The sequence below is a fragment of the Sorangium sp. So ce296 genome (genome assembly GCF_051529605.1).
GTDB classification, from domain to species: Bacteria; Myxococcota_A; Polyangia; order Polyangiales; family Polyangiaceae; genus Sorangium; species Sorangium cellulosum_D.
Genome location: NZ_CP150325.1, coordinates 12319619 through 12336037 on the forward strand (window position 1 = coordinate 12319619; position 16419 = coordinate 12336037).

The window sequence follows — 16419 nt, forward strand, 5'->3', positions numbered from 1 at the left end:
CGTGCGCGCGCTCACGGCCGTCGACGTGCTCCAGCTGTGGGAGCGGTGCGCCTCGCTGCACCCGGTGGATCGCGCGCTCGCGATGCTCCAGGCAGGGTGGCCGCACGACGCCCCCGAGGCGCTCGCCGCGCTGCCGATCGGCGAGCGCGAGCGCCGCGCCGCGGCCCTGCGGGTGCACACGTTCGGGCCGCGATGCGAGGGGGTGGGCGAGTGCCCCGGCTGCGGGGAGGTGTACCAGGTGGATCCGCCGATCGACGCCATCCTCGCGGCCCCGGAGGCGCCCCGCGAGCCCGTGGCGCTCACGGTCCTCGACCACGAGCTCGTCGTGCGGGTGCCCGACAGCCGCGATCAGGCGGCGCTCACCTGGTGCCACGACGCCGACGAGGCGCTGCGCGTGCTCGTCCGCCGCTGCGTCCTGTCGGCCTCGCGCGGCGGGCAGCCGTGCGACCCGGCCGCGCTCCCGGAGGCCGTGCTCGCCCGGGTCGGCGACGCGCTCGCGGCGATGGACGAGAACGCCGAGACGCTCATCGAGCTCGCCTGCGCGCGGTGCGAGCACCGGTGGGTGCTGGCGTTCGACGCGGGGGAGTTCCTCTTTCGCGAGGTGACGGCGAGGGCGCGGCGGCTCGTGTACGAGGTCCACACCCTGGCCCGCAGCTACGGCTGGCGCGAGGCGGACATCCTCGCGATGTCCGGGCGCCGCCGGGAGGCGTACCTCCAGATGGTGGGGCGATGAGCGGCTACCTCTCGCGGCTCGTGCAGCACACGCGCGGGGAGCGCGCGGTCGTACGCCCGTTCACGCCCGCGATCACGGCGCCCGACCCGGGCGCAGAGGCGTGGGACGACCGGACGGCGCACGCCGCCGTGGCCGATCCCGCGGGGCGCACGACCGGCGAGGCGACGGGCGCGCCGAGCGCGCTCCCGCTGCACCCGGCGGCGCGCGGACCCGCGCCGCGGGCCGCGGCAGCCGCGGCGCCGGGAGCGCGCTCCTTCGAGGAGCCGACGGCGCTCGCCGCCCCGGCCGATGCGGTCGGTCGCGCGTCCGACGGCGCTGCGCGCGCGGAGGAGGCGATGCCGCCGGGCCCGCGCGCGCCGGCGAGCGGCCTCCTCGGGAGCGGCGCGCTCCCGCCCGCGTCGGCCGCGCCCGCCGCGCCAGGGGGGCGCGCGCGCGCCGAGGCGCCGCTGGCGAAGCCGGTGCCGCGCGGAGATCGCCTCGCGGCACCGCCGCCCGCCGAGGGGCGCGCCGCGCCGCCGCCCGGCGAGGGCCGCCTGGCGCCGCAGCGCGAGCCGCGCGCCGCGGGGCAGGCGCTCGCCGACATCGCCGTGGAGGCGCCGCCGCCTGGAGCGACAGGGGAACCCGGCGCCGGGACATGGTCGTCCGTGGCGCCGATCGACGCGGAGGCGCTCCTGGATCGACGCCCGGCGGCGCGGCGCACGCGCGCCGGAGGGGCGTGGTCCGCGGACGGGCGGCCGCTGGCGCGCCCCGCCCCGTGGGCGGGCGAGCGCGGTCCCGGCGGCGAACGCGCCACCCCAGCGGCGCGGACAGGGGATGGGGAGGCGCCCGGGGCGCACGGGAGGCCCTCGCCGCCGCCCGGCCCGCCGGCGGCCGAGGCGAGCGGCGCTGGACCGACGGTCGAGGTCTCGATCGGCCGCATCGAGGTGCGCGTCGCGCCGGCGCCTCGCGCGGCGCCGCGCAGCGCCGCGGCGCCGCCTCGTCCGGTGGTCGACCTCGGCGAGTATCTCCGGCGACGCGAGCAGGGGTGAGGGACAGTGAGCAACGGAATCGCCATCGCGGTCGCCACGGAAGGCCTGAAGGCCCTGCTCTCCGATGCCTTCCTCGAGGCGGGAGACGTCAGCGTCGCCGGCGCGGTCGTGACCTCCGCGCGGCCTCACACGCTCGACGCGGGCACGCGCGGGGTGAACGCGTTCCTCTACCAGGTGACGCCGAACGTCGCCCTGAGGAACGCCGATCTGCCGACGCGGCGGGCGAGCGGCGAGCTGATCCGGCGGCCGCAGCTCGCGCTCGACCTGCACTACGTCCTCACGTTCACGGGCGACGAGACGTCGCTCGAGCCGCAGCGCATCATGGGCGTCGCGCTGTCGGGCCTCCACGCGCGCGCCGAGCTCACCGCGGAGAAGATCGACGCGATCGTGATGAACGCCGCGCCCGGGAGCTACCTGCGCCAGGCGGACCTCGCGCAGCAGGTCGAGCGGGTGCGCTTCTCGCTCGCCGCGATGAACCTGGAGGAGCTCTCCAAGCTCTGGTCGGTGTTCTTCCAGACGCCGTACCAGCTCTCCGTCGGGGTGCAGGCGTCGGTGCTGCTGCTCGAGGCGCCGCTCACCCCGGCGCCCCGCCCGCCGGTGCGCGAGCGCGGCATCTACTCGGGCGCGCCGCGGCCGCCGTCCCTCACCGCGGTGAGCCCCCAGCTGACGCCGCGCACGGTCGCGGGGGGCCGCGCGCGCCTCACCCTCGCCGGCGCCGCGCTCCGCGGCGCGTCGACGCGCGTGCGCCTCGGCCCGCTCGATCCCGTCGCGGCGATCTCCGCCGACGACGCGGAGGTCGTGGTCGCCGTCCCCGACGACCTGCGCGCCGGCGTCCACGTGGCGCAGGCGCTCGTCACCCACGCGTTCGACAACGCTGGCGAGGCGCGCCCGTTCGAGCTCGAGTCGAACGCGCTGCCGTTCGTGCTCGCGCCGGCCATCACGAGCGCCTCGCCGCTCGCCGCCACGGTCGGCGGCGTGCTCTCGCTCGCGGTCGAGCCCCCGGTGGGGCGCGCGCAGGCCGTGCGCGTGATCGTCGGCAGGCACGCCGCCGCGTGGGCCCCGCCGGCGCCGTCGCCCGGGGGGCCGACCGAGTTCTCGACCATCGAGGTGACGCTGCCCGCGGCCGTCGGCGCCGGCCGTCACCCGGTCCGCGTGGAGATCGACCGGGCGACCAGCGCGCTCACGGACCCGCCCGACCCGACCGCGCCGGGCGCCGTGGCGTCGCCCTTCGTCGAGGTGGTGGCGTGATGGACGGCGCGGGCGCCGGCGCCGGGAGCGCCTGGATCGACGCCAACCAGCGCTACGTCTCCGCGGCGGTGCGGCTGGTGCAGGCGCGCCTCACCGACGCGGCGCGGCGGATCGACGACAAGGCGCCGCCGGACGGCGCGGGGGACGAGGCCGCGCGGCAGCTCCGCGAGCTCGCGCAGGCGATGCCCGTCCCCGCGGCGCTCGAGCGGATCCGGCGGGCCTTCGATCTGAGCCCGTTCGAATACGAGGTGCTGCTCCTCGTCGCGGCGGTGGAGCTCGCCGGCGCCGTGGGCCAGGCGTGCGGGGCGCTACACGGCGATCCGCGCCGGCGCCACGCTTCGTTCGGGCTCGCGCTCTGGGTGCTGCCGAACGCCGACTGGAGCGCCCTCAGCCCCGAGGCCGCGCTGCGGAGGTGGCAGCTCGTCACGCTGCAGGAGGGGGGCATCACCGACGCCGCCCTGCACATCGACGAGCGCATCCTCCACGAGATCGCGGGCGTGACCTCGCTCGACGAGCGCCTGCGGGGCGTCGTGACGATCCCGGAGGGCGCCCGCGTCCCCGCGCGGTACCGAGACGCCGTCGAGGAGATCGCCCGCTGCCTGGAGGCGCCGTCGGCCCCCGTCGTGGTCCTGAGCGGCGGGAGCGCGGCGTCGCGCGCCGCGGTCGCGTGCGCGGCCCTCCGGGCGAGGCGCGCGGCGCCGCTCGTCGCGCGCGTCGGCGACGTGCCGGCGCAGCCCGCCGAGCGCGAGCTCTTCGTCGCGCTCGTGCGCCGGGAGCTCATGCTGCGCGGCGGCGGGCTCCTGATCGAGGCCGCGCCGGGCAGCTCCGCCGAGCGGATCGCGGCGGCGCGCTCGCTCGCGCAGGGGAGCGATCACCCGGTGGTGGTCTCGGTCGGCGGCGAGCTCGGGCTGGAGGGGCCGACGGTGAGCGTGGCGCTCCCGGCGCTCGACGCGGCGGGCCAGCGCGCGATCTGGGTGGAGGCGCTCGGCGGCGCCGCGGTGGCCGAGGACGTGCTCGACGATCTGGTCAGCGAGTTCCGCCCGGAGCCCGAGGAGATCGCGCGCGTCGCGGACGAGTGGCGTTGCCGGGTGGAGGCGGGGGAGACCGCGGACGCGGCCGAAGAGCACCCGCTCCGCCGGCGCCTGCGCGCGGCGAACCGCGGGCGCTACGAGGGGCTGGCGCACGTGAGCGTGCCGGTCGCCCGCCGCGAGGACCTCGTGCTCCCCGAGGCCCAGTCGGAGATCCTCCGGCAGCTGGAGCTGCACGTGCGGTACCGCCGCACGGTGCTCGAGGACTGGGGCTTCTTGCGGCGCGAGGCGCGGGGCCTCGGGGTGACGGCGCTCTTCCACGGGCCGAGCGGCACGGGCAAGACGCTGGCGGCAGAGGTGATCGCGGGGCGGCTCGGCCTCGATCTGGTGCGGGTCGATCTGAGCCAGGTGGTGAGCAAGTACATCGGCGAGACCGAGAAGAACCTGCGGAGCATCTTCGACGCGGCCGACCGCGGCGGCGCGGTGCTCCTCTTCGACGAGGCCGACGCCATCTTCGGCAAGCGCACCGAGGTCAAGGACAGCCACGATCGCTACGCCAACATCGAGGTCGGCTACCTGCTCCAGCGCATGGAGGCGTTCCGGGGCCTCGCGATCCTGACGACGAACGCCAAGCAGTCGCTCGACACGGCGTTCCTGCGGCGGCTGCGCTTCGTCGTGGCGTTCCCGTTCCCGGGCGCGGCCGAGCGCCGGGAGATGTGGCGGCGCGCGCTGCCGGCCGCCGCGCCGCGCGAGGGCCTCGACGTCGACCGCCTCGCGCGCCTCGAGGCGACGGGCGCCAGCATCCGCAACATCGCGCTCCACGCGGCCTTCCTGGCCGCGGCCGAGCGCGCGCCCGTCCGGATGGCGCACCTCTTCATGGCGGCGAGGGACGAGTGCGCGCGCATCGAGAAGTCGGTGTCCGCGGCCGAGATCGGGGGGTGGGTGTGACGTCTCCCAGGATGATCATTCGCATCGACAAGATCGTCATCGACGCGCCCGAGGGCGCGGACGTCGCGGCGCTCGCGGACGAGGTGCGCGCGGGCATCGCCGCCTCGTTCTCCGAGGGCAGGGCGCCGCGCGCGTTCTCGCAGGACGCGCCGCTCCTGCGCGCGACCCACACGCCGGATCCGCGCGGCGCGGGGAGCGCGTGGACGGGGATCGGCGAGGCCATCGCGCAGGCCGCCGCGCCGCGGGGGCGACCGTGAGCGGCACGCCGATCTCTCCGCGGATGCTCAAGGGCGCCATCATCGGGATGGACAAGTGGAACCCGCTCGCGAGCGTGGTGGTGTTCCAGTACAACCCCGACACCATCACGCGGCGGCTGCAGGCGCGCTCGGGCCGCGCGGGCGGCGGCGACGCGGGGGCGCGGTCGGACGCGCAGCGGCTCGGCGGGCCGCCGCAGGAGACCATCAGCGTCAACATCGAGGTCGACGCCGCGGACCAGGCCGGGGGCGTGGCGTCCGCCGTCGGGGTGCACGCGCCGCTCGCCGCGCTGGAGATGCTGCTCTACCCGAAGAGCGCGTTCGTGATCGCCAACATGGCGACCATCCAGGCCGGGATCATCAACTTCATCGCGCCCGAGGCGCCGTTGACGCTGTTCGTGTGGGGGCCGACCCGCGTCGTCCCGGTGCGCATCACCGAGATGACGATCACCGAGGAGGCCCACGACAACCTGCTCAACCCGGTGCGGGCGAAGGTCGATCTCTCGATGCACGTGCTCAGCTACTACGACCTGCACCCGACCAACCCCGGGTGGGCGCTCTTCCTGGTGCACCAGATCACGAAGGAGGCGCTGGCGGTGACCAACACCGGTTGGACGATCGCCAACGCGGGGACGTCCCTGAAGCTGTTCTGAAGGAGGCGCGACGATGCTCCAGCGAACGAGCCGGTACTACAACCTGGAACGCGCCGAGTGGACGGCGCCCGACGGGCGCACGGTGCTCTACGTGCGAAGGCGCTTCATCCCGCGCGCCCCGCCGGTCGCGCTGGCCGAGCACGTGGTGGCGGCGGGCGACCGGCTCGACAACATCACCGCGCGCCACCTGGGCGATCCGGAGCAGTTCTGGCGCGTGTGCGACGCCAACGGCGCCGTGCGGCCCGACGAGCTCACCGAGCGCGTCGGCCGGCCGATCGTGATCCCGCTGCCCCAGGGTCCGTGACGATGTTGCTCGACGTCCTCGGGATCCAGGTCCTCCTCCAGGTCGGGCCCACGCTCCCGCTGCCGGCGCCGTTCCCGGTGGCGGAGGCGCTGCGCTCCATCGAGGTGAGGATGAGCAACGACGGCCGCGACGGCTTCCAGCTCACCTTCGCGGTGGGCCACGACACCCCGGTCGACGCGTCGCTCGTCGCCAGCGGCATCCTCGAGCCGCCGAGCCGCATCGTCGTGTCGCTCCTGATGGGCGCGATGCCCGAGGTGCTGATCGACGGGATCATCACCGACGTGCAGTTCAGCGCGTCGCCGGAGCCCGGGCAGTCGACCCTCCACGTCACCGGCGAGGACCTGACCCTGATGATGGACATCGAGGAGAAGAACCGCACCTTCGAGCTCCGCCCCGACGCCGCGATCGTCACGGAGATCCTCGCGCCGTACATGGCGCGCTTCCAGATCGTGCCGGCGATCACGCCCACCGCCGACGTCCCCCTGTCGACGCAGCGCATGCCGTCGCAGCACGGCACCGACCTGGCGCACGTCCGCCACCTGGCCTCGCGCAACGGCTTCGTGTTCTACGTCGAGCCGATGCTGCCGGGCGTGTCGCGCGCCTACTGGGGCCCCGACGCGCCGACGAGCGTCCAGCCGGCGATCAACGTCGGCATGGACAGCCATCGATCGTCGGAAGGCGCGCTCCAGGGGCGCTTCGACGCGCTCAGCGCGTCGACCCCCGTGGTGACCGTCACGGAGCCCAACACGGGCGTCGAGATCCCGATCCCGGTCCCGCAGCTCCTCGCCGTCCCACCGGTGGTGCGCCCCGCGGTGCCGATGCGGAGGACGCTCGCGCGCAACACCGCCGGCCTGAGCCCGGTCCAGGCCGCGCTCGAGGGCTTCGCGTCGGCGGCGCGCGGGAGCGATCCGGTCCGGGTGTCGGGCGAGGTCGACGGCGTGCGTTACCGCTCGGTGCTGCGCACGCGCAGGCTCGTCGGCGTCCGCGGGATGGGCCTCACGTGGGACGGCCTCTACGCCGTCGAGCAGGTGACGCACCGGCTCCAGCGCGGCGAGTACAAGCAGCAGTTCACCCTCAAGCGGAGCGGGTTCATCTCGCCCATCCCGGTGGTCATGCCATGACGGAGTCGCGACGACAGTTCTGGGGCAAGTACCGCGCGCGGGTCCACAGCAACAAGGACGATTACAAGCTCGGGCGGCTCCAGCTCATCATCCCCGACGTGCTCGGGACGAACGTCTCGGGCTGGGCGCTCCCGTCGTTCCCGTACGCGTCCCCGAGCCTGACGCCCGGCGGGGGCGTCGGGCTCTTCTTGATTCCTCCGAAGGACGCCTGGGTGTGGGCCGAGTTCGAGCACGGCGACCCCGAGCGGCCGATCTGGACGGGGTGCTTCTTCCCGGCGGACGAGACCGCGCTGGCGGCCATCACGGCGTCGCTCGCGCCGCTCAACGGCATCGATCCCGCCAAGAAGGTGCTCAAGGTCGGATCGTGGGTGATCACGGTCGAGGACGACTCGCTCAAGATCGAGCACGTCTCGGCCCTCGTGCCGCGCGCCCGCGTGAAGATCGACGGGACGAGCCTCAAGCTCACGAACGAGCCCACGCCCGGCGCCAAGCCGCTGGTGTGCGCGACGATCGAGCTGTCGGGCAACACGACCGCCATCAACGGCAACGCGCTGGAGGTGACGTGACATGGGCAATCCCCTCCTGCACGTCAGCGCCCAGGTGACCTGCCCTCACCTCGCGAAGGCGAGCGACGCGTCGACCAACACGCGCGTGAAGGTGAGCGGCATGGCCGTCGCAACGGCGGTCGATGGGTGGCAGATCGCGGGCTGTCCGTTCCAGGTGCCCGCGGGGGCGACGACCAAGCCCCAGCCGTGCGTGACGATCCAGTGGAGCAGGCCCGCGACCCGGGTGAAGGTGAACGGCTCGTTCGCGCTGCTGCAATCGAGCCAGGGCCTCTGCAAGAGCGCCGAGCAGATCGCGCAGGGCCTCTGCACGGCGGTGACGCAGACGCGCGCGAGGGGGAAGTAGATGAACATCGATCACCCGTTCCGGTTCGATCCGCGCGGCGCCGCGGCGACCACCGACGACGACGACCACGTGCGCGACATGCTCGAGCAGCTCCTGCTCACGAGCCCCGGCGAGCGCGTGAACCGCCCCGATTTCGGCTGCGGGCTGTTGCGCCAGGTGTTCGAGCCGAACAGCCTCGAGCTCGCGGCGGGCGTGCAGTTCACCGTGCAGGCGTCGATCCTCCGCTGGCTCGGCGACATCATCGAGCCGCAGGCCGTCGAGGTCACCGCCGACGACGGCGCGCTGCGGGTCACCGTGAGCTACGCGCGCCGCAGGACCGGCGAGCGCAGGGCCGAGACCTTCACCTGGAGCGTCGGGCCATGAGCGACGCGCTCCGCTGCCGATCGAGCGACCGCCGGGCGCGCGTCCGGAAGGCGCCGCGCCTCACGGGCATCGATTACGTGGACTACGCGCGCGCGCCCGCGCCGACGCTGACCGTGCACCTGCTCGGCCCGCTGCCGCAGGGGATCACCGCGCGGTCGTTCGTCGTCGAGGGCGGGCGGCGCGTGACGGGCATCCGGGTGGTCAGCCTCGCGCGCGTCCGGGGCGACGAGGCCGACCCCGCGGTGGCGCTGCAGCTCGACGCCGAGGGCGACCCGTCGACGTACACGGTGCGCCTCGTGCGCGACGCCGACCGGGACCGCTCGCTCCCGGACGGCGTCGATCCGAGGTACGACCGGGCGAGCTTCAGCTTCAAGCTCGACTGCCCGGCGGACATCGACTGCGAGGGCGCGCGGGCGCCGCGCGCGGCCGCCGGCGGGGGCGGGCCCGTGCTCGACTACCTCGCGAAGGACTACGCGAGCTTCCGGCGGCTCCTCTTCGACCGCCTCTCGCTCACGCTGCCCGCCTGGCGCGAGACGCACGCGCCCGACGTGGGCGTGGCGCTCGTCGAGCTCATGGCGTACGCGGGCGATCACCTGAGCTACCAGCAGGACGCGGTCGCCACGGAGGCGTACCTCGAGACGGCCAGGAAGCGCATCTCCGTGCGACGCCACGCGCGGCTGGTCGACTACCGCATGCACGAGGGGGCGAACGCCCGCGCGTGGGTGACCGTGTGCGTCGACCAGGACGTGACCTGGAAGGCCGAGGACGTCGCGTTCTACACGAAGGTGACCGGGCTCTCCTCGGCGGTCACCGAGGAGAAGATCGCCGCGTCGGGCGAGCGCCACGAGGTCTTCCTGCCGGTGACCGACCGGGCGGAGATCACGCTGCGCGCGGCGCTCGGGCGCATCTCGTTCTACACGTGGGGCGGGGAGGAGTGCTGCCTGCCCCGCGGCGCGACGCGGGCCACGCTCGCGCTCCCCCGGAGCGAGCAGCCGCTCCTCGCGCCCGGGGACGTGCTGATCCTCGAGGAGGTGGTCGGACCGGCGACGGGGCTCCCCGAGCACGCCGATCCCGCGCACCGCCACCCGGTGCGGCTCGCGCGCGTGACGGAGGTGCGCGACCCGCTGGCGGAGCGCGGCACGCGGCCCGGGGAGGGCCCGCAGCAGGAGGTCGCGCTCTACGACGTCGAGTGGATGGCGGAGGACGCGCTGCCGTTCCCGCTGCGTCTGTCGTCGCTCGACGCCGCGCGCGGGTGCGCGCCGATCCGCGACGTGAGCGTCGCGCGGGGCAACGTGATCCTCGTCGACCACGGCCGCTTTCGCGAGGAGGACCTCGGCTGCGTCGAGGTCGACGAGGCGCCGCCGGTGTGCGACGGTCCGGGGAGGACCGCGCTGACGAGCCCGCGGGCGCGGCCGTACCGACCGACGTTGCGGGAGCGCCCCGTGACGTTCCGCGCGCCGCTCCTGGCGTGGGAGGCGCTCGACGCGCAGGGGAACGTCGTCCGCGTCCCGCCGCCCGCGAGCGCGGCGCTCCGCCACGATCCGCGCGAGGCGCTGCCCGTGGTCTCGCTCTGGTCCACCCCCTGCGGCGACGAGCTCCGCTGCGCGCGCTGCACCGCCTGCGGCGCCGAGCAGCCGCGCGGGAGCGTCGCCCGGCGGCGCCCCCGCGACGCGCAGCCGCCGCCCGCGTGCGTCGCGTGCTCCGCGGCGCTGGAGACGATCGACTGGACCGCCCGCTTCGACCTGCTCGACAGCAGCGGCGACGACGCGCACATCGCGGTCGAGATCGACGACGAGGGCTACGCCCACGTGCGGTTCGGCGACGGCGTGAACGGCCGCGCGCCGGAGCCGGGGATGGGCTTCGTCGCGCGCTACCGCGTCGGGTGCGGCCCGTCGGGCAACGTGGCGGCCGAGGCGATCGCGCACGTGTCGCTGCGCGGGGGGCTGAGCGGCGTGTCCGTGCGCGTGCGCAACCCGCTGCCCGCGGCGGGGGGCGCCGCGCCCGAGCCCGTCGATGACGTGCGGCTCCTGGCGCCCGAGGGGCTGCGCGCGCGGCGCGAGCGCGCGGTGACGGCCGACGACTACGCGGAGATCGCCGCGCGGGATCACGCGGCGCTGCATCGCGCCGCGGGCGCCCTCCGGTGGACGGGGAGCTGGTACGAGGCGCTGGTCGCCATCGATCCGCTGGGCTCCGAGGAGACGCCCCCGGCGCTGCGCGGCGCGGTGGAGCGCCGCCTCGAGCGCTACCGGCGCATCGGCCACGACCTCCGCGTCTCGGGGGCGCGGTACGTCCCGCTGGACGTGGCGCTCACGGTGTGCGTGGAGCCCGGCTACCTGCGCGCGCACGTCCGCAAGGCGGTGGCGGGCGCGCTGGTGGGGACGGCGACGTCGCGCGGGTTCTTCGATCCGGACCGGCTCACGTTCGGGCAGGCGGTGTCGCTCAGCGCGCTCGTCGCCGCGGTGCACGCGGTGCCCGGCGTGCTCGACGTCCAGGTCACGCGCCTCGCGCGCATGTTCGAGGGCGACCGCGGCGAGCTCGACGCCGGCGAGCTGGCGGTCGGCCCGCTGGAGATCGTCCGGCTCGACAACGACCCGGCGCGACCGGAGGACGGCGTGCTCGACATCACGATGCGAGGGGGGCGATGAGCGACGACCGCGGTTGCTGCGAGGGGGACCCGTCCAGCGGGCCGGAGGCGATCGAGAACCCGCCCGGACAGCCGACGCTGTCGTACCGCGTCGGCACGCACGGGACGTTCCTGAGCGCGATGCTGGCGCGGCTCTCGGCCCTCCGGGCGGCGGCCGACGTCGCACCCGGCGGCCAGGGCGCCGCGGGCGACGGGTGCCTGGGCGAGTCGCACGTGACGTTCCTGCCGGGCGGCGAGCCCGAGGCGGCGACCGCGCTGCTCGACGGCTGGGCCTGCGTCGCCGACGTGCTGACGTTCTACCAGGAGCGCATCGCGAACGAGGGGTACCTGCGCACCGCGACGGAGCGGCGGTCGGTGGTGGAGCTCGGCCGGTTGACGGGCTACGAGCCGCGGCCGGGCGTGGCGGCCAGCGTGCGCCTCGCGTTCACGGTGCAGGAGAGCTTCGACGGCGAGGTGCCCGCGCGGACGAAGGTGCAGTCGGTGCCGCGGCCCGGGCAGGCCGCGCAGACGTTCGAGACGACCGAGCCGCTCATCGCCCGCGCGCAGTGGAACGCGCTCCCGGCGAGGGCGCAGGCGCGGGGGCTGTTCATCCGGCGCGAGACGTACAAGACGCAGCCTACCGGCAGGATCGAGATCTTCCTGAAGGGGATCGATCAGAACGTGCACGCTGGCGACGTCGTGGTCCTGCAGGAGTCCTCTTCCGAATCCGAGCTCCTCTCGATCTATCGTGTCGCGGCGAGCCGTCCGGACGTCGCGCGCGACCAGACCACGCTGCGGATGGTGCTGTTCGACGGGCTCAACTACCCCGAGAGCTGGAGTGACGCGCCGGCCCCCTTCAACCTCGGTGCGGTCACCACGGCCATGAAGCCGGCGCGGGCGACGGTGGCGGCGCCGCCGACGCGCAGCCTGGAGGAGCGCTTCATCGGGGGCGACTCCGCCCACCTCTTCAGCGAGCCGGACCGGGACGGCGAGCCGGAGGGGGACGGCGAGCCGGACCGGGAGGGCGAGCCGGAGCAGCGGTGGCGCCGGGCGGTGGCGTACCTCCGGAGCCGCCCGGGTCTGCTCAGCCTGCTGGCGTATGACAGCCCAGCGCTCCGCGACAGCCTGGCGGCGGCGTTGCGCGGCGCCCCGGCGCCCGAGCAGCCCGGCGCCTACGTGCTCCGCGCGACCGCGCAGGTCTTCGGCCACAACGCCCCGCTGCGGATGACCGTGACGACGAGCGAGGACAGCGGTGTCCCCGTGACGACGACGTACGACGAGTGGGAGGCCGCGGCCGACGAGGACGTCGACGGCGACGTGATGTTCCTCGACGGCGATTTCCCCACGATCCGGGCGGGAGACCACGTCGTGGTGCGCTCGATCTTCGGCCCGACCGACGCCGACTTCCGCACGAAGCTGATCCGGGTCGACGGCGTGTCCGTGCGGTCGCGCTACGCGTACGGGCTGTCTGGCAAGACGACCCGCCTGGAGCTCGGGGCCCCGTGGTGGGCGCCTGTCGAGGGAGAGACCAGGAACAAGATCGCCGCGATCCGGAGCGCGCTCGTGTACGTGCAGAGCGAGCCGATCGCCCTCGTGGGCGAGCCGATCCAGGCCGACGTATCCGGCAGCTTCATCGACGTCGAGGGGATCATCGACGGGCTCGAGGCGGGGCGCTGGCTGATCGTCGAGGGGGAGCGCGCCGTGCAGGGGGCCTCGGGGGTCGCCTCGGCGGAGCTCGCGCGCGTCGCGTACGCGGAGACGAGGACGACCGAGGACGCGACAGGGGACGACGGCGCCCCCGTCCCGACAGCGCCGTTCACGCGCATCCACCTCGTCGAGCCCCTCTCGTCCGCGTACGCGCGCGCGTCGGTGGTGGTCCGGGGCAACGTCGCCCGCGCCACGCACGGCGAGACGCGCGACGAGGTGCTCGGCAGCGGCGACGCCTCCGTGCCGAGCCAGCGCTTCGAGCTGCGGCAGCCGCCGCGCACGTGGGTGTCGGCGCCGACGCCGTCGGGCGTGGCCAGCACGCTGGAGGTGCGCGCGAGCGGCGTGCTCTGGCCGGAGGCGCGGTCGCCCACGGGGCTCGGGCCGCGCGACGAGGTGGTGGTGACGCGCACGACCGGCGAGGGTCGCGACGAGGTGATGGGCGGCGACGGTCACCGGGGGGCCCGCTTCCCGACGGGGGTCGAGAACCTCACCGCGCGGTACCGCGCGGGGCTCGGGGCGGCCGGCAACGTCGGCGCGGGGCTCATCACGACGCTCGTGACCCGGCCGATGGGCGTGCAGGACGTGAAGAACCCCCTCCGCGCCTCGGGGGGCGCCGACCCCGACGGGCGCGACGAGATCCGCGAGCGCATCCCCATCGCCGCGCGCGCGATCGATCGCCTCGTCTCGGTGCAGGATCACGCGGATTTCGCGCTCAACTCCGCCGGCGTCGACAAGGCGAGCGCCTGGCTCGGCGCCGATCCGCACGGCGGCGCGACGGTCACCGTCGTCATCGCGGGCGACGAGGACGTCCCCATCGACGAGACGTCGGATCTGTTCGTGAACCTGCGCGAGGCGTTCCGCCGGTACGGCGATCCGTCGACGCGCCTCCACCTGAAGGTCGCGCAGGGCGTACCGCTCGCGCTGCAGGCCAGGGTGGGGCTCGATCCGCGGTACACGTGGTCGCGCGTGGAGCCCGCGCTGCGCGAGGCCCTGTACGCGCGTCAGGGCTGGGCCGCCCGGTCGATCGGGGAGCCCGCGTGGCGCTCGCGGGTCATGGACGTGATGCAGTCGGTGGCCGGGGTGCGCTCGGTCGACATCGACGTGTTCGGGCCGATGTACAGCGAGGAGATCGCGCCGCCGGCGCCGTCCGCCGGCGGCGCGGCGCGCGCGATCGATCCGAACCTCGTCAGGCGCTTCTGGGGGCTCGTCACCCGCCTCAAGGAGGCGCGCGGCGGGCCGGTGTGGAGCTTCGCCGCGGCCCGCGACCAGGTCCTCTACTTCGCGCGCTCGCTCCCCGACGCGGTGAGCCTCCAGGAGGTGACGCCATGACCGCCCCCGTGAACGACCGGCTCTACGCGCTGCTGCCCTACGTCTACCGCTTCCGCGACGCGCAGCGGGGCCACCCCCTGCGCACGCTGCTGCGGGTGATCGAGGAGCAGGCCTCCGTGATCGAGCGGGATCTCGATCGGCTCTACGACAACTGGTTCATCGAGACCTGCGACGACTGGGTGGTGCCGTACCTCGGCGATCTCGTGGGCTTCCGGGCCGTGGCGAGCGCGGGCGAGCCGGGCGAGGTCCAGGGCGCCGAGGGCATGCTCCTCCGCCGCACGCTCGCCCCGCGCAGCGACATCGCCCGCACCCTCGCGCAGCGCCGCCGCAAGGGCACGCTGCCGCTGCTCGAGGAGCTCGCGCGCATGGTCGCGGGGTGGCCGGCGCACGCGGTGGAGCTCTACCGGCAGCTCTCGTACACGCAGCCGATCCGCCACCAGCGCCTGGAGCGCGGGCGCACGATCGATCTCCGCGACGGCGCCGCGCTCGAGGCCCTGGGCGGCGCGTTCGGGGCGGCGGCGCACACGGCGGACATCCGCCGCCCGACGTCGGCGCGCGGCCGCGGGCGGCACAACATCCCGAGCGTGGGCGTGTTCGTGTGGCGCCTGCGGGCGTGGCCGGTGACGCGCTGCCAGGCGTACCTGCACGAGAACATCGGGCGGGGCGGCCTCGGGTGCTTCTCGTTCAACGTGCTCGGCGACGACACGCCGCTCTTCGTGCGCCCCGAGGCCGAGCCCGACGCGCACACGCTCTCCGAGCCGTGGCACGTCCCGGCGCCGCTCACGCGCGGCATGCTGGAGCGGGACAAGGCGCGGTACTACGGCGAGCACCGGAGCCTGTGCATCTGGCTCGATCGCGACGGCCAGGGCCTCGCCCCGGTGCCCGCGGCGCGGATCGTCGCCGCGGACCTGACCGACTGGCGGTACCGCGTCCCCGCCGACGCGGTGCTGGTCGACCCGGAGCTCGGCCGCTTCAAGGTGGCAGGCGAGGTGCGCAAGGCGCGCGTGAGCTTTCATTACGGCTTCAGCGCGGCGATCGGCGGCGGGGAGTACGACCGCGACCTGATCGGCCCGGCGGAGGCGCACCGGTGCTACGTCGTGGGGGAAGGCCCGGGGCAGTGCGCGACGCTCCGCGACGCGCTCTCGAGGTGGCGCGCGGACACGGCGAAGCGGCGCGACGATCCGGCGATCCCGCCGCGGTCGATCATCGAGGTGGCGACGCGCGGGGCGCAGACCGGGCGCGTGACGATCGAGCTGCCCGCGGGCGAGACGCTGGTCCTGCGCGCGGCGGACCGGTCCCGCCCCGTGATCCGCCTGCTCGACGAGGAGGCGGACCGCGCCGACTCGATGCACGTGCGGGGCGAGCGCGGCAGCCGCTTCGTGCTCGACGGGCTCCTCGTGGCCGGCCGCGGCGTCGACGTGCGCGGCCCGCTCGAGCAGGTGGTGATCCGGCACACCACGCTCCTGCCGGCGGGGCGCTCGGAGGAGCCGCGGGAGGGGGGGCCGGGGGCGAGCCTCGTGCTCGACGGCGTGGCGGGGGACGTGCGGATCGAGCGGTCGATCCTCGGGCCGGTGATCGTCTCGAGCCACGGCGAGGCCGCGTCCGTGGAGCCGGCGCGCGTGGAGATCGTGGGGAGCGTCGTCGACGCGGGGCACGACGGCGACGAGGCGGTGAGCGACGGCGAGGGGAGGATCGCGCGCGCGGCGCTCACGGTGCGGACGACGACGGTGCTCGGCCGGGTGATGGCGCACGCGATCGCGCTGGCGGAGAACTCGATCTTCTCGGGCGAGGTGCAGGTCGCGCGGCGGCAGCCGGGCTGCATGCGCTTCTGCTACGTGCCCGAGGGGTCGCGCACGCCGCGGCGCTACCACTGCCAGCCCGATCTGGCGCTCGAGGCGGTCAAGGGCGAGGCGGAGCGGCGGCTCGCGGCGCAGCGCGTGAGGCCGGTGTGGACGAGCCGGAGCTACGGCGATCCGGCGTACGTGCAGCTCTGGCGGGACGTCGCGCGGGAGATCGCGCGCGGCGCCGACGACGAGGGCGAGATGGGCGCGCTCCACGATCTTTACCTCCCCCAGCGGGAGGACGCGCTCGCGGCGCGGCTCTCGGAGTACGTGCCCGCGGGTACCGAGGCCGGGATCTTCTTTGTGACGTGATCAGCCAACGGGGTGAGC

General features: G+C 75.2%; 14 protein-coding genes. All 14 read left to right on the forward strand.

Features of this window, described 5'->3' with window-relative positions:
• The first annotated feature begins 1 nt into the window (after position 1).
• The 14 genes from WME98_RS45475 to WME98_RS45540 are packed head-to-tail and all read left to right on the forward strand — an operon-like array spanning position 2 to position 16401.
• Positions 2 to 733, forward strand: a complete 732-nt coding sequence (locus WME98_RS45475; RefSeq protein ID WP_437338758.1) for a phage baseplate protein — start codon at positions 2 to 4, stop codon at positions 731 to 733.
• Entirely contained in the window at positions 730 to 1761 is a 1032-nt protein-coding gene (locus tag WME98_RS45480; RefSeq protein WP_437947857.1) for a hypothetical protein, read from the forward strand. The genes WME98_RS45475 and WME98_RS45480 overlap by 4 nt, the downstream gene beginning before the upstream one ends.
• A gap of 6 nt (positions 1762 to 1767) precedes the next feature.
• A complete protein-coding gene (locus WME98_RS45485) occupies positions 1768 to 3009 on the forward strand; it encodes a DUF4255 domain-containing protein (protein WP_437947859.1) in 1242 nt (413 codons plus the stop codon).
• Entirely contained in the window at positions 3009 to 4985 is a 1977-nt protein-coding gene (locus tag WME98_RS45490; protein ID WP_437954106.1) for an ATP-binding protein, read from the forward strand. The genes WME98_RS45485 and WME98_RS45490 overlap by 1 nt, the downstream gene beginning before the upstream one ends.
• Positions 4986 to 4996: 11 nt before the next feature.
• Positions 4997 to 5242, forward strand: a complete 246-nt coding sequence (locus WME98_RS45495; protein WP_437947860.1) for a hypothetical protein — start codon at positions 4997 to 4999, stop codon at positions 5240 to 5242.
• Positions 5239 to 5892, forward strand: a complete 654-nt coding sequence (locus tag WME98_RS45500) for a hypothetical protein (protein WP_061622520.1) — start codon at positions 5239 to 5241, stop codon at positions 5890 to 5892. Before WME98_RS45495 ends, WME98_RS45500 begins: the two co-directional genes overlap by 4 nt.
• Positions 5893 to 5905: 13 nt before the next feature.
• Positions 5906 to 6196 carry a LysM domain-containing protein gene (locus WME98_RS45505; protein ID WP_437947862.1) on the forward strand — a complete coding sequence of 97 codons (291 nt, stop codon included), beginning with the start codon at positions 5906 to 5908 and terminating at the stop codon, positions 6194 to 6196.
• Positions 6197 to 6198: 2 nt separating this feature from the next.
• Positions 6199 to 7317 (forward strand): hypothetical protein, encoded by a 1119-nt coding sequence (locus WME98_RS45510; RefSeq protein WP_437947864.1) that lies wholly within the window; start codon positions 6199 to 6201, stop codon positions 7315 to 7317.
• Positions 7314 to 7883, forward strand: coding sequence for a phage baseplate assembly protein V (locus tag WME98_RS45515; protein ID WP_061622523.1), 570 nt, complete (start codon positions 7314 to 7316; stop codon positions 7881 to 7883). Before WME98_RS45510 ends, WME98_RS45515 begins: the two co-directional genes overlap by 4 nt.
• A 1-nt stretch (position 7884) precedes the next feature.
• Complete coding sequence (locus WME98_RS45520; RefSeq protein WP_437947866.1) at positions 7885 to 8226, forward strand: hypothetical protein; 342 nt, start codon at positions 7885 to 7887, stop codon at positions 8224 to 8226.
• Positions 8227 to 8589 carry a GPW/gp25 family protein gene (locus WME98_RS45525; RefSeq protein WP_437338767.1) on the forward strand — a complete coding sequence of 121 codons (363 nt, stop codon included), beginning with the start codon at positions 8227 to 8229 and terminating at the stop codon, positions 8587 to 8589.
• On the forward strand, positions 8586 to 11234 hold the full coding sequence (locus WME98_RS45530; protein ID WP_437947868.1) for a putative baseplate assembly protein: 2649 nt from the start codon (positions 8586 to 8588) through the stop codon (positions 11232 to 11234). Before WME98_RS45525 ends, WME98_RS45530 begins: the two co-directional genes overlap by 4 nt.
• Positions 11231 to 14248, forward strand: coding sequence for a baseplate J/gp47 family protein (locus tag WME98_RS45535; RefSeq protein ID WP_437947870.1), 3018 nt, complete (start codon positions 11231 to 11233; stop codon positions 14246 to 14248). The genes WME98_RS45530 and WME98_RS45535 overlap by 4 nt, the downstream gene beginning before the upstream one ends.
• The gene (locus WME98_RS45540) at positions 14245 to 16401 is read left to right on the forward strand and encodes a hypothetical protein (RefSeq protein WP_437947872.1); all 2157 of its coding nucleotides are present in this window, start codon (positions 14245 to 14247) and stop codon (positions 16399 to 16401) included. Before WME98_RS45535 ends, WME98_RS45540 begins: the two co-directional genes overlap by 4 nt.
• Positions 16402 to 16419 lie beyond the last annotated feature (18 nt).